The following is a 13,688-nucleotide window of genomic DNA, read 5'->3' on the forward strand; positions in this document are numbered from 1 at the left end:
CCGCCGCGCGCGCCTGCCGCGGGTCAACCACACCGCCAGGCGGATCGCCCAGTCGAGATATTGCCATTCCGCACGCTCGAGCGGATCGTCGAAGGCATGCCACCGCTGGGCATGGGCGCCATGTGTCCAGATCATCATCCATGCCAGACGCATCGTCTCGCCTCCTTGGTGTTGCGATGGACCGGACTTAGTCGTCATGACGCGCGATCTGTAGCGGCGGGATTGAAAGGGGCTTTTCAGCGGTGAAAAATGGCAATCGCCCCATGCCGCGCCTATCTTCGGGACGCGACAGTTCATTTTCACGGAGCCGGCCATGGCGGACGCCAACTGGGACGATTTGCAGCTGTTTCTCCAGGTCGCGGAGCGCGGCGGCCTGAGCGCGGCCGCGGCCGGCAGCGGGCTGAGCGCCGCCACGATCGGCCGTCGCATGCTGGCGCTGGAGCGGACGCTGGGCCGCAGCCTGTTCGTGCGCAGCCAGCAGGGATACCGGCTCGCCCATGACGGCCGGATCCTGCTCGAGCGGGTGCGGGTGATGCGCCAGGCGGCCGAAGGCATCGCCGACTGGCACAGGGACGCCTTCGCGCTGCCGATCGTCTCCCTTGCCGCCGAGCCCTGGCTGGTGCCCTATCTCGCCGCAAACATTGCCGCGATCCGCACGGCGACCGATTCCTTTCGGCTCTGCATCAAGACCGCCGACGCCGATCTCGACCTGAGCTTCCGCGGAGCCGACGTGGCGGTCGTGGGCGTCGAGCCGGTGTCGGGTAATCTCGCCAGGCGGGGCAGCGTGATCCAGCGCTACGCCGTCTACCGGTCCCGTGATCGCGCCGAGGTCGACAACCTGCCTTGGATCTCGATCAGCACCGAGTTCGCGCGCGCCCATGCGGACCGTTACGTCTTCGAGACCCACGAAGCCGGGATCCTGACCTGGACCGACGACGCGCGGCTGGTGGAAACGCTGGTTGAGGCGGGGGCAGGGCGCGGCGTGCTGCCGGTGTTTGTCGGCGACGCCAATCCGGCGATCGAGCGAGAAGGCGAGACACTCGCAGCCCTCGACCATCCGCTGTGGATCGTCGCCCATGACGACGACCGCCACCGGCCGGAAGTGCGGCTGGTCATCGACCGGGTGGCGGAGCTGTTCGCACGGGAGGCTGGCCGCTTCCTCGGCTGACCGGTTGAGGGCGGACGCTCCTGCAGGTCCACGCCAGCGCGAAGCGGTGTCTGAAAAGAAAGAAGACCAGCGACGCCCTCTTCCCCCATCTGACCGTTGCCGATCCGCGGCTGCTCTCCGGTGGGGTCACGCGTGCCCAGCGCGCCGGATTGTCGGTCAGGCTCGAAGGTGAGGCCACGCCAGGTTCTGGTGGGAGCGGCTTGCCGGATGTGCGGGTGACGCTGGAGACACGGGTGCAGGCCAGGCGGGTCTGGATGTGGCCTCGCCATCCGCCGCTGCGGAGGTGGAGATTGGCGGCCTCAAGCTGCAATTGGCCGGTACGTAGGGCCTTGGCCAAACAGCCTTCGATGGTCCTGTTGCCTCCCGGCGCAACGGTCAGCGCGGTCGAACGGGCCATGCCCGGACAGGCCGCCAGATGATCCTGAAATGAGGCGAGTGTTGCGCGGGCGACACGAGTGCCACGTTGTCTGCATTGCCCAAATCGGGTAGTGGTCGGGCAGAGATACAACCATTTGAGTCTGGATTTTCTGGATTGGCCCGCAGGTTGGGGCGGGGGCGACTGCGCCACATTTTTTACCGCGGATGACGGATCCGCGCGGTTCCGAGGGAATGGATGCAAACGAACTGCTTTTCCGGGGTCAATTGGTCCCTGTTTCCCTCTTGCGGGCTTTTTCGCTGGCTGCTGCTTCCGCTCTGGGCCCTGCTCCTGGCCTTTGTCTTCCTGTCGGCCCCCGCGATGGCCGCGCAATCAACCGCCTGCACCACCATCAACAGCGAATGGGGGGGCGGCAAGAGCCTCAGTGCACCGCCGCTCGCCTCGCAGACTGTTGAAGGCAACAGCTATTCCGGCTTCGCCGTCGGCGAAACCCTGACCTGGACCGCCAACGGAACCTCAGTCCAGGGAAGTGGCACCTATGTGAATTACTGGATTACCGACGATATCGATTACGCCTGGGAGGATTCCGCTGAATCCCAGACAACAGGCAGCCTCTCCGACACCGGATCACATACCTTCGCGGCGGGCGAGAGCGATACTGTATGGGTGGAGATTGCGCTGCTCTATGGCACGCCTGGAGACACGGCGGAGGTGACGATGTCGGTGACCTGCACGCCCCCGGGCGGGTCGGTCACCATCACGCTCTCGCCTGCGGCCGGCGCCCTGAATGCCGGGCAAGTCGGAACGGCCTATACGCAGACCATCACCGCCTCGGGCGGCACCGCGCCTTACAGCTACGCCGTGACGTCCGGCTCGCTGCCGGCGGGGCTCACGCTGTCAACTGGCGGTGTCCTGTCGGGCACGCCGACGACGGCGGCCAGCGCCAGCTTCACCGTGACTGCCACGGATGCGAACAACGACACCGGCGACGCGGCCTATACGCTGCAGGTGAATGCCGCGCCCGTCGTGGTCACCCTCTCGCCAGCGGCCGGCGCCCTGAATGCCGGGCAAGTCGGAACGGCCTATACGCAGACCATCACCGCCTCGGGCGGCACCGCGCCTTACAGCTACGCCGTGACGTCCGGCTCGCTGCCGGCGGGGCTCACGCTGTCAACTGGCGGTGTCCTGTCGGGCACGCCGACGACGGCGGCCAGCGCCAGCTTCACCGTGACTGCCACGGATGCGAACAACGACACCGGCGACGCGGCCTATACGCTGCAGGTGAATGCCGCGCCCGTCGTGGTCACCCTCTCGCCAGCGGCCGGCGCCCTGAATGCCGGGCAAGTCGGACGGATGCGAACAACGACACCGGCGACGCGGCCTATACGCTGCAGGTGAATGCCGCGCCCGTCGTGGTCACCCTCTCGCCAGCGGCCGGTGCCTTGAGTGCGGGTGAGGTCGGGACGGCCTATACGCAGACCATCACCGCTTCGGGGGGCACCGCGCCTTACAGCTATGCGGTGACGGCCGGCTCGCTGCCGGCAGGGCTCACGCTGTCAACTGGCGGCGTCCTGTCCGGCACGCCGACGACCGCGGCCAGCGCCAGCTTCACCGTGACGGCCACGGATGCGAACAACGACACCGGCGACGCGGCCTATACGCTGCAGGTGAATGCCGGGCCGGCGACCTTTGTGTTCGATCCCGCCGGCGGTGCGCTTCCTGAAGCAATGGACGGGGAAGATTATTCAGCGCAGATCACAGCGACCGGAGGCACCGGCATGTTGATCTACAGCCTCGCATCGGGCGCGATGCCCGCCGGTCTGGTGCTGAACGTTTCCACCGGCGAATTGACCGGGCCAATCGCTGAAGGCGCCGAAGGCAGCTACACGTTCACGATCCAGGTCATGGATGGCAATGGCAGCACCGGAACCGCCACCTATTCGCTCGTCGTCGGCGCGCGGGAGGTGAAGGTGACGGACAAGGCCGTGGACGTTGCGCCCGGATCGGCGCCCACCAATGTCAATCTCGAACAGGGCGCGACCGGTGGCCCCTTCACGGCCGCCGAAGTCGTTGCCGTCTTTCCCGCCAATGCCGGGACCGCGGAGATCGTCAATGGCGAGTTCGCACTGGCGGGTCCCCCCGGGCCCCTCGGCTGGTATCTCAAGTTCATTCCGAACCCGGCCTATTCCGGGCAGGTCAGCGTCCAGTTCCGCCTGATCAGTGGCCTCGGCGTCTCCAATACCGGAACCGTGACCTATAATCTGGGCTATGACCCGGCCGCGGTTGCAGTCGACATGGACACGCTCGTTCATGGCTTCGTTCAGACCAGGCAGAACCTGATTGCCTCGACGATCAAGGCTCCCGGCTTGCTCGAGCGCCGGCGGATGGCCGCCGCGACCGACCCGGTTACGGCCCGCATGTCGCCGGCCGGGGACGGGGTTGTGCTGGGCTTTTCCACCGGCCTGGCGCAGATCGAGGCCGCCCGCCATGCGGCAGGCGGCGCCGTTTCGGTCGATCCGTCGCCCTTCAACGTCTGGATCGACGGGACCTTCATGCTGCATAATCGCGCGCAGAACGATCATCGCTGGGGCAACTTCGCGATGGTGTCCGCCGGCGCCGACTACCTTCTGTCGCAAAGGGCGCTGCTCGGCCTGAGCTTCCACTTTGACCGCATGACCGACCCCACCGACGCGGATGCGACGTTGAAGGGCAATGGCTGGTTGATTGGCCCCTATGCCTCGTTCGAGATCGGCAACGGGGTGTTCTGGGACGCAAGCGCCTTCTACGGCGGTTCGTCCAACTCCATCGACACCGCGTTCTGGGACGGGAATTTCGACACGCGCCGCTGGCTGTTCGACACCTCGATCACAGGGCAATGGAAGCTCGACGAGGTGACGACGCTGACGCCGCGATTGCGGGCTGTCTATCTGTCGGAAACAGTCGAAGACTATGCCGTCAGCAACGGCGCCGGCGACGTGATCGGTCTCGGAGGCTTCACCACCGATCAGTTCCGGCTGAGCCTCGGCGCGGAAATTGCCCGGCAGTTCATGCTGGAGGATGGCGCGGTCCTGACGCCAAAGCTCGGCGCAACAGGAGGGGTCTCGGGTCTCGACGGCTCGGGCGCGTTCGGCCAGCTGTCTGCGGGCGTTTCCTACCAGACGCCGGATGCCTGGACCTTCAATGGTGGCCTGCTGTTCAATGTCGAGGGTGACGGGCAGATGTCGGTTGGCGCGAAGATCAGGGTTGGCGCGCAGTTCTGAACCGGGGTCGTGGGAGGCCGCGACAAGCGGCGGCTCAACGCAGCCGGCCGCCGCCCGCGTTCGATCATGTCGGATATGCGGAAGCCCTTGGCCCGGAAACGAACTCTCGCAAAGGGCTGCACATCTCCACGCTAAGCCCTGTCGGCTTCGGGCAAGACCGCCGCAATGGAAGCCGGCACGGAGGCTGGCGACAGTGCCGAAAATCCCGCTCGTGGCATCCGCCTGCAATCGACACCGGGGAGGCCAGCTTGCGGTGGGTTGCGACCGGAGGGATAACCAGCTCTGGCGCCGGGGAGGGCATCGCTCACGGGTTTCAGGCACACGCTGACATCGCATGAATTTTTGACTTCGCGACCGGATCTCCCATGTGCCATGGGGCGGGGCACCCCGGACCAATGGCGGCAAGCCGACACGCGAAGGAGAGATCATGGCGCCCATCGACGATTTCGAGAAACTCGCGCAAAAGGGCGGGCTTGTCGGCTATTTCGGCTACGGCTCGCTCGTCAACCGGACCACGCTCCGGACCGATGTGGTGGCGGCATGGCCGGTGCGGCTCCGCGGCTGGCGTCGCACCTGGCGCGCGCGCCCGGACATGGGGCCGACGCCGCTTGCCGCGCTGCAGAGCGGACCGACGCCCAGCCTGCTGAGCGCGCATCCGGCGCCGGGGGCGGCGATCGACGGTCTTCTGGTGATCGACCACGCGCGCAACCTCGAAGCGGTCGACGCCCGCGAATTCCGCTATCACCGCCGCGAGATCGCCTTGTCCAACCTGGGCTTTGCCGGGGAGGTGCCGGCGCTTGCGCGCCAAGCGGATATCCCGCTTTACGTCTACGAGGCGCGCACGGAGCATCCGCCGGTCGAAGGACCGTGCGCCATCCTGCGCTCCTATCTTGATGCGGTGATGCAGGGTTTCCTGCACGAATTCGGCGAGGCGGGTTTGCACCGCTTCGTGGACGAGACCGAGGCCTTTGACATGCCGATTCACGAGGACCGGCACGCGCCGGTCTATGCCCGCGCGGTCACGCTCACGCCCGCCGAGGTGGTGCTGTTCGATGCGGCACTTTCGTCACGCCAAGCTGCCCGCAAAAGCTGATTCTCGCATGCCGGGTTTGCAGGGGGCGAAATGATCGCTATAAGCCCAGCGCATTGAAAGGTCCGCGGGCATCCGCCCGTCCAACACGGTGAACGACATGGCACAAAACTGGTCCCCCTCGAGCTGGCGCAACAAACCGATCCAGCAGGTCCCGGACTATCCGGACGCGGCTGCACTGGCCCAGACCGAAGCACGCCTGGCCAAGTTTCCACCGCTTGTTTTTGCGGGTGAGGCCCGACGGCTGAAATCGGCGCTTGCCGGGGTCGCCGAAGGCAGGGGCTTTCTGCTTCAGGGTGGGGATTGCGCCGAAAGCTTCGTCGAGCACGAAGCCGACAATATCCGCGACTTCTTCCGCGTGTTCCTGCAGATGGCGGTGGTGCTGACCTTCGGCGCGCAGCAGCCTGTGGTCAAGATCGGCCGCATTGCCGGCCAGTTCGCCAAGCCGCGCTCCTCCGGCATCGAGCGCCAGGGCGATGTCGAACTTCCGAGCTACCGCGGCGACATCATCAACGGCATCGAATTCTCCGAAGCCGAGCGCATCCCCAATCCGGAACGCCAGATCATGGCCTACCGGCAGTCGGCGGCGACGCTCAACCTGCTGCGCGCCTTCGCGCAGGGCGGCTACGCCAATCTCGACAACGTGCACAAATGGATGCTCGGCTTCGTGAAAGACAGCCCGCAGGCCGAGCGCTACCGTGCGCTTGCCGACCGGATTTCCGAGACCATGGATTTCATGAAGGCAATCGGGATCACGGCCGACAATCACGCCAATCTGCGCGAGACCGATTTCTTCACCAGCCACGAGGCGCTGCTTCTGGGCTACGAGGAAGCGATGACGCGTACCGACTCGACCTCGGGCGATGCCTATGCCACCTCGGGCCACATGATCTGGATCGGCGACCGCACGCGCCAGCCCGACCACGCCCATGTGGAATATGCCCGCGGCATCAAGAACCCGATCGGGCTCAAATGCGGCCCCTCGCTCGAAGCCGACGAACTGCTGACGCTGATCGACATCCTGAACCCGTCCAACGAGCCGGGCCGGCTCACGCTGATCGCCCGCTTCGGCCACGACAAGGTCGCCGATCACCTGCCGCGGCTGATCCGCGCCGTCGAGCGCGAGGGCCGCAAGGTGGTGTGGTCGTGCGATCCGATGCACGGCAACACGATCACGCTCAACTCCTACAAGACCCGTCCGTTCGAGCGGATCCTGTCGGAGGTGGATAGCTTCTTCCAGATCCACCGCGCCGAGGGCACCCATCCGGGTGGCATCCATATCGAGATGACCGGCAAGAACGTGACCGAGTGCACCGGCGGCGCCCGGGCATTGACCGGCGACGATCTGCGCGACCGTTACCACACCCATTGCGACCCGCGGCTCAACGCCGACCAGGCGCTCGAACTCGCCTTCCTGGTGGCCGAGCGCATGAAGGGCGGCCGCGACGAGCAGAAGGCCGTGGTCAACGGCTGACAATCCCGGGGACAGTCGACGCAGACTGTCCCCGGACTTCTCCCGCGTCCTGCCGCGGCCGGGGGCTTGGATCGCCGGTGCCTGTCTGTATAGTCTCGAACGCTCTTTGGCGTGGGGAACCAACAGATGGGAAAACCGCTATCTCTTGTGCGGCTGTTTCGTGCAGGCCTGCTCCTGCCGGTCTTGCTCGTGCCGCTCCTGCTCGGGTGCTTGCCAGGATTGGCGGTCCGGGCCGCTGCCGCCGACCGGGTGGCGCTCGTCATCGGCAACGGTGCCTACCGCCACGCCGTCGAATTGCCCAATCCCCGCAACGATGCCACCGACATGGCCGTGCTTCTGCGCCGGCTCGACTTCGAGGTGATCGAGGGCGTGGATCTTGAGCGCGCGGAGATGGAGGCCACCATTCGCGCTTTTGCGGCGGCGGCCACCGATGCGCGCACGGTGCTGTTCTTCTATGCCGGCCACGGCATGCAGGTCGACGGACGGAACTACCTCATTCCGGTCGATGCCCGGCTTGAAGACCGCACCGCGCTTGATTTCGAGGCGATCGATGCGGAGCGCGTCTACACCTACATGGCGGGCGAGGGGAAGGTGGCCATCGCCTTCCTCGACGCCTGCCGCGACAATCCGCTGGCGCGCGGGTTCCGGCGCAGCCTCGGCACCTCCAGGTCGAATTCGGTTGGCGTCGGCCTGGCGCCGATCTCGACCTCCGGCAGCGGCCTGTTCATCGCCTTCGCCACTGCGCCCGGCGATGTCGCCGCCGATGGCGAGGGGCGCAACAGCCCGTTCACGGCGGCGCTTCTGTCCAAGCTCGAGACGCCCGGTCTCGAAATCCAGCAGGTGATGACCCGGGTCAAGATCGACGTCCAGGCGCGAACCCAGGGCCGCCAGCGGCCGTGGCACAGTTCGGATCTGGGCACCGATGTCTTCCTGGCACCATTGCCGGCGAAGCAAACACCTGTCGTGCCGGCACCCGAGCCCCCGCAACCCGACCCGTCCGCAGCGTCCGGCCCCGGTTCCGATCCGTGCCGTGATGCCGCCGCCCATTGGGCTGCGATATCCGGACGCAAGACCGCGGTGTTGTACGAAGATCATCTCAAGCGCTTCCCGACCTGTTCCTTTGCCTCGATCGCCCGGCTGGAGCTTCAGGAAATCCGCAACAGCGGCGGGGTGCCTGCGCCCGAGACGGCTGGGCGCGCGGGCGAAAACCAATGTGACAGGCTTGCGGCGATGCCGCAGGACCAGCAGCGCCTGGCCGGCGTCAAGGGCGTGGCCTTCGACAAGATCGGCACCGCTGCGGCGATTGCCGCCTGCGAGGCCGCGGTGCGCGACTTTCCCGATGTGCCGCGTTTCGCGTTTCAGCTGGGACGATCGCTCGACGCCGCAAAGAAGTTCAGCGAGGCGCTCGGCTGGTACCGCAAGGCGGCCGGGGCCGGGCATGTCGCGGCGCTCAACAACATCGCCTTCCTCTACCGGTACGGTGACGGAGTGGCGCAGGACACGCGCGAGGCATTGCGCCTCTACGAGGAAGCGTTCGAAAAGGGTTTTGCCGAGTCCGGTGCTGCGATTGCCTCAATGTACCATAACGGCGAAGGCGTTGCCGCCGACGCGGCGGAATATGTGCGCTGGCATCGCAAGGCCGCCGACATGGGGCGCCGGGAGAGCATGTATGCGCTAGGCATGGCCTACCGCGAGGGGGACGGCGTCGACAAGGACCCTGAGGCCGCCTTTGAATGGCTGGAAAAGGCGGCCGACGAAGGCAATGGTGTGCCCGACGCGATATATTACGTCGCCAGTTCCTATGACGAAGGCATCGGTGTTTCCGTCAATCCACGGCTTGCCGCGGACTGGATGCTCAAGGCTGCCACCGCGGGCGATTCCCACGCGATGTACACGCTCGGTTACTTCTACTACACCGGCAAGGGCGTCAAGCAGGACAACACGGAAGCCATGGGCTGGTATTACCGCGCGGCCGCTGCGGGCAGTCCGGATGCGATGTACATGGCGGCATTCGGGCTCGATGGCGGTATCGGCGTCGCTCGGGACCGGGGCGCGGCCGCGCCGTGGCTCGTCAAGGCTCTCAGGGCGTCGAGCGAGTTCACCCGCGACATGCTCAAGACCTCGCCGGAGACCTTCAGCCTGGAAGCGCGCAAGGCGCTGCAACAGCTTCTCAGGCAGGAAGGGGTGTATGACGGACCCATCGACGGAAATTTCGGCCGCGGCACGCAAGCCGCGATCGACAAGATCTACGGCAAGGCCTAACGGACGCCCGGGCGACCGGCCATGTCGCAGCTGTCGGTGGAATGGCAGCGCGGCTCATGCTTCAATCGCCGCGGTTCAATATCGCAGCCCACGGAGTTTTCATGCCAGACGATCAGATCCGCACCGGCCGGTGCAATTGCGGCGCGGTCCGGTTCCGCACGCGCGGACCCTTGCGCGAGGTGGTGGCCTGCCACTGCTCGCAGTGCCGGCGCCAGACCGGGCTCTATTACGCCGCGACCAATGTGGCCGACGATCATGTCGAGGTCGAGGGGGCGGAGGCGATCAGCTGGTATCAGGCCTCCGAGACCGCCCGGCGCGGCTTTTGCGCGACCTGCGGCTCGGCGCTGTTCTGGAAGCAGCGCGACGCCACGCATGTGTCGATCCTCGCTGGCGCCTTCGACCAGCCATCGGGGCTTCGGATCGCCCGGCACATCTTCTGCGCCGACAAGGGCGATTTCTACGACATTGTGGACGGGCTGCCGCAAGTCTGACACGGCAGCGGCAGCTGCGGGGCCCGGCAGAGCCAACCTGCAGACCAAGCAGGCAGGAGGGCAGGGCAACCCGCCTGTCAATCGCGGGCGCGATGTCGGAGGGCTCCCCGGCCTTTCGCGCGGAGCGGGTCCGCCTACTGCACCAGCACGGGACGCCTGCACTTGGCGTAGCTGACATGCATGTCGGCTTCGCCCACTTTGACGCCGAGCGCCAGCAGGGTGTTGTAGACGATGGCGTCGAGCGGTTTCGTCAGGCCCGCGAGCGCGTCGGCGACGGCAGCGAGCAGCGTCTGGTGCGTGCCCAGCGAAATGCCTGCAACGTCGATCCTGAGATCGAGGTTCTTCAGCAGCGACGTCTGGAGCGAGGTCAGCGTGTCCCGGGTCGAGACGGATTTGACGCGGGCGCTGGCAATGTCGCTGGCGTCGAAGCTCAGGACGGTGGGTGTGAGGTTCGTCGCGTTGGTATAGCCCAGCGCCGAAATGTCGATCAGCGCCGTATCCAGCAGCTTGGCCGTGGTGACGCGCGGCTTCGCTCCGAAATTGACCAAGGCCTTGGGGTCGACCTCGCCGAGACTGACTTCCGCTATGCCGGGAACGGCCTCCAGCTTGACGGTCGGGGTCATGCCGGATTTGCAGGTGGCATCGGCAAGCCTGGCTTCGGCATGGGCGAGTTCGAGGTAAAGCGGAACGCGCAGCCGCGCGCCGCCGAGGGCCACGAGCCTGTCGGTCTCCAGTTCCACCAGCAGACGCGTCTGGGCCGTGCGGACGATGGTTCCTGTTTCGCCGACCGCGGCACTTGGCGTGAAGACCGGCGGCTCTCCTACCGCGAGGCTGACCCTGGCGGACGCAATCCCGGGGAGGGACAGGTCGAACCGGGAGGCGATCTGGTTTTCGTGGTTGGCGACGGCCGTGGCCGTGGAGATCATCGAAAACGCATCGACGGCCACGCCCAGATTGCTGGCGGTTCCGATCTTGCTGTCGGCAAACGTGCCGAGATCGATGACCCTTCCGATATCGATCACCAGTTCGCTTCTGGTGAGTTGCTTTGACAACTTGTCGAGGGCGGAGACGAGCCGCGCCGACCCGGCGCCGGTTGCCGAGCGGGCCATCGCGTCAAGCAGTTCGGGAACCCCGATTTCCGCATCCAGCACGTCCTGGTAGGTGCCGGCCGTCAGATTGAGATCCGTGCCGATCAGGTCGATGGTCTTGACGATATCGATATCGGTCGCCGCCAGGGCGTCATAATCCATTGCGTCGAGCGTGATCGTGCTGCCGAGCAGGCCGGAAAGCACCTGGTTGAGCAGTCCGCCGTTGACGCTTGCCAGGCGGCTGCCGATGGCGAAGGCCGCTTCCTTCCGGGCGGAGGCGGTTGCCCGTGCGCGCAGCACCGGCGGCTCCATGAAGGCGCGTGCGAAGAAGAGATCGGCCTTGCTCCGCACGTCGACGACCACCGCGTCGGGCAGGGTCTGGGTGGGGGTGAAGCGCTTCTCCACGCTCACGCCCGGATCGGGCGTGTAGCGTCCCCTGACCACCTTCGCCACAGACACGGGCATGCCCACCTGGTCGAGCGCAACCGGGCCGCTTGCGGTCAGAAGGCTGGTGCCGGAGACGACCGGGATGGCGATGCCGTTGTTGCGAAAGTGATCGGCGACCGTCTGTTCAGCCGTGGGCAGGCTGGCAGCCGCGGAGATGGCGGCGAGATCGGCCGCATGCTGCAGTTCCCGCTGCTGCAGTGTGAGGCTGCCGTAATCGACGCCCAATGCCAGCGTGCTGATGACCAGCGGGGCCAGGAGTGCGGCACTCAGGCCGATGTTGCCGCGCCTGTCAAAGAGGAGCTTGGACATCGGGGGCGCTCTCATGTCAGATCCCCCCGATGCGGATGGTGGCAAACCGGTCGATCCGCGAGGAGGGCATCGCCACCGCGTAGAGGTTCCAGATCGGCAGATTGCGCGCGTCATAGGACAGCGTCACGGTGAATTGCTCGGCATTGGCCGGGTCGTCCTTGACGATCACCTGCAGATTTTCCGCGGTGAGGAAGGCGTGGCTGGGTGCGGCCTTGCCGACGAACTCGGTGGCGAGGCGTTGACGCTCGTTGGCGCTTATGCCTGCGATCGCGGTGCGGGCGGCATCGGCGGCCAGTTGCTGGACGGCATGGGCCGCGCTCAGATAAATCCCGTAGCCGATCATCGAAAAGACGACCAGCAGGAACACCGGAGCCAGAAGGGCGAACTCGATCGCCGAAGACCCTTCCCTGTCGCGAAAGAACAGCTTTTCCACTAGGGTTCTCCCTATGCGCGCATTAGAATACTATTTCTTAGGTTGCGCTAATTCGTTTAAGGAGAGTTTAAAGTATAGGCTGCAATTTTAAGGCGACGCCATGCTGTGCCGGAAAGCGTCACCCGCCGCTTGGCAGGCCGCCTTTCCGTTTCGAAATGGGACCCGGCTCACGCGATCGGTTCACGATGGTGCTGGCGTTCGGCCCCGGGCCTCGCGAGCCGGCCACCGCGACAGGCGCGGCGCGGCGGCAGGCCGCGTTCCGGATCTCCTGCGGCCACCAGACCGGCGCCGGGATGTGCCGGCGGCAGCAGCGCGTGGCCATGACCGTGCATTTTCCCTGAACGCTTTGTGAGCATTTCGGTGCCTTTCTTGAACAGGGGAGGGTTTCTATATTGGGTGTCAAAGGAGACAGTCCATGACACAGTCCGCCACCCGTCCCATGCCTGCCTTGTTCGTTTCGCACGGCTCGCCCGACACCGCGATCGCCGACACCCGTGCGGCGGCCTGGCTCAGGCGGCTCGCCGCCGAGCTGCCGCGGCCGCGCGCCATCGTCGTCGTCAGTGCCCATTTCGAAGTGACCGGCGGGGTCATGGTCTCGGCCGACCCCAATCCCGAAACCATCCATGATTTCGGGGGCTTCGCGCCGGAACTTTATGCCATTCAGTATCCCGCCCCGGGCGATCCGGAACTCGCGCGCCGGATCGTGCGCGACCTGCAGGCGGCCGGTTTCAACTCCCGCGCCACCCCGCGGCGCGGCTTCGATCACGGTGCCTGGGTGCCGCTCGCGCTGATCTATCCCGAGGCCGACATCCCGGTGGTTTCGGTTTCCGTCGATCCGTCCGAGGGGCCTGAATATCACTACCGGGTCGGGCGTGCGCTTGCGGGCCTCGCCGACGAGGGCATTCTCGTGATCGGCTCCGGCTCGTTCACGCACAATCTCGGCGAGGCCTTCAAGGCGCTCCGGGTCGGCCAGCGCGATATCGACGTGCCGGCCTGGGTGAACGAGTTCACCGGCTGGATGGGCGAGCGGCTCGCCGCCAACGACGTGGCGTCGCTGATTGACTACCGTCGCTCGGCGCCCCATGCGCAGAAGAACCATCCGACCGACGAGCACCTGTTGCCGCTTTACGTGGCGATGGGGGCGGGCGGCGAGGGCGGTCGCGCGACGCTGGCCCATGACAGCACCGAATTCGGCGTGCTGGCCATGAGCATGTGGCGGTTCGACAAGCCTGCGAGCGCGACCCAGGCCGCCTGAGCGGAATCCCGTCGGCGCCGCACGCTTTGCCCGCT

At 66.1% G+C, this 13,688-nt stretch carries 10 protein-coding genes; 8 read left to right on the forward strand and 2 right to left on the reverse strand.

The features are described 5' to 3' along the window. The first annotated feature begins 313 nt into the window (after nucleotides 1–313). The 7 genes from AWJ14_RS10975 to AWJ14_RS11005 all read left to right on the forward strand — a co-directional run bounded on the left by AWJ14_RS10975 (nucleotide 314) and on the right by AWJ14_RS11005 (nucleotide 10,121). Nucleotides 314–1,168 carry a LysR family transcriptional regulator gene (locus AWJ14_RS10975; RefSeq protein WP_066178460.1) on the forward strand — a complete coding sequence of 285 codons (855 nt, stop codon included), beginning with the start codon at nucleotides 314–316 and terminating at the stop codon, nucleotides 1,166–1,168. Between the two features lie 613 nt (nucleotides 1,169–1,781). Then, nucleotides 1,782–2,942, forward strand: a complete 1,161-nt coding sequence (locus AWJ14_RS22195) for an Ig domain-containing protein (protein WP_066178463.1) — start codon at nucleotides 1,782–1,784, stop codon at nucleotides 2,940–2,942. 44 nt (nucleotides 2,943–2,986) lie between these two features. Beyond that, complete coding sequence (locus tag AWJ14_RS10985; protein ID WP_171904860.1) at nucleotides 2,987–4,804, forward strand: putative Ig domain-containing protein; 1,818 nt, start codon at nucleotides 2,987–2,989, stop codon at nucleotides 4,802–4,804. Nucleotides 4,805–5,231: 427 nt separating this feature from the next. Next, nucleotides 5,232–5,897, forward strand: coding sequence for a gamma-glutamylcyclotransferase family protein (locus tag AWJ14_RS10990; protein WP_066178467.1), 666 nt, complete (start codon nucleotides 5,232–5,234; stop codon nucleotides 5,895–5,897). Between the two features lie 97 nt (nucleotides 5,898–5,994). Further along, nucleotides 5,995–7,368, forward strand: coding sequence for a class II 3-deoxy-7-phosphoheptulonate synthase (locus AWJ14_RS10995; protein ID WP_066178675.1), 1,374 nt, complete (start codon nucleotides 5,995–5,997; stop codon nucleotides 7,366–7,368). A 126-nt stretch (nucleotides 7,369–7,494) separates the two neighbouring features. Further along, entirely contained in the window at nucleotides 7,495–9,630 is a 2,136-nt protein-coding gene (locus AWJ14_RS11000; RefSeq protein ID WP_083220187.1) for a caspase family protein, read from the forward strand. A gap of 101 nt (nucleotides 9,631–9,731) precedes the next feature. After that, nucleotides 9,732–10,121 (forward strand): GFA family protein, encoded by a 390-nt coding sequence (locus AWJ14_RS11005; protein ID WP_066178677.1) that lies wholly within the window; start codon nucleotides 9,732–9,734, stop codon nucleotides 10,119–10,121. 134 nt (nucleotides 10,122–10,255) lie between these two features. On the opposite strand, the gene AWJ14_RS11010 is transcribed toward AWJ14_RS11005, so the two are convergent. Continuing rightward, complete coding sequence (locus tag AWJ14_RS11010) at nucleotides 10,256–11,965, reverse strand: pilus assembly protein TadG-related protein (RefSeq protein WP_171904861.1); 1,710 nt, start codon at nucleotides 11,963–11,965, stop codon at nucleotides 10,256–10,258. Nucleotides 11,966–11,981: 16 nt separating this feature from the next. Next, nucleotides 11,982–12,398: a TadE/TadG family type IV pilus assembly protein gene (locus tag AWJ14_RS11015; protein WP_066178473.1), complete on the reverse strand. Its 417-nt coding sequence runs from the start codon at nucleotides 12,396–12,398 to the stop codon at nucleotides 11,982–11,984. Between the two features lie 415 nt (nucleotides 12,399–12,813). Between AWJ14_RS11015 and AWJ14_RS11020 the strand changes: the two genes are divergently transcribed. Beyond that, nucleotides 12,814–13,653, forward strand: a complete 840-nt coding sequence (locus AWJ14_RS11020) for a DODA-type extradiol aromatic ring-opening family dioxygenase (protein WP_083220190.1) — start codon at nucleotides 12,814–12,816, stop codon at nucleotides 13,651–13,653. Nucleotides 13,654–13,688: the final 35 nt, after the last annotated feature.

Source organism: Parahoeflea olei (assembly GCF_001703635.1).
GTDB lineage: Bacteria > Pseudomonadota > Alphaproteobacteria > Rhizobiales > Rhizobiaceae > Hoeflea > Hoeflea olei.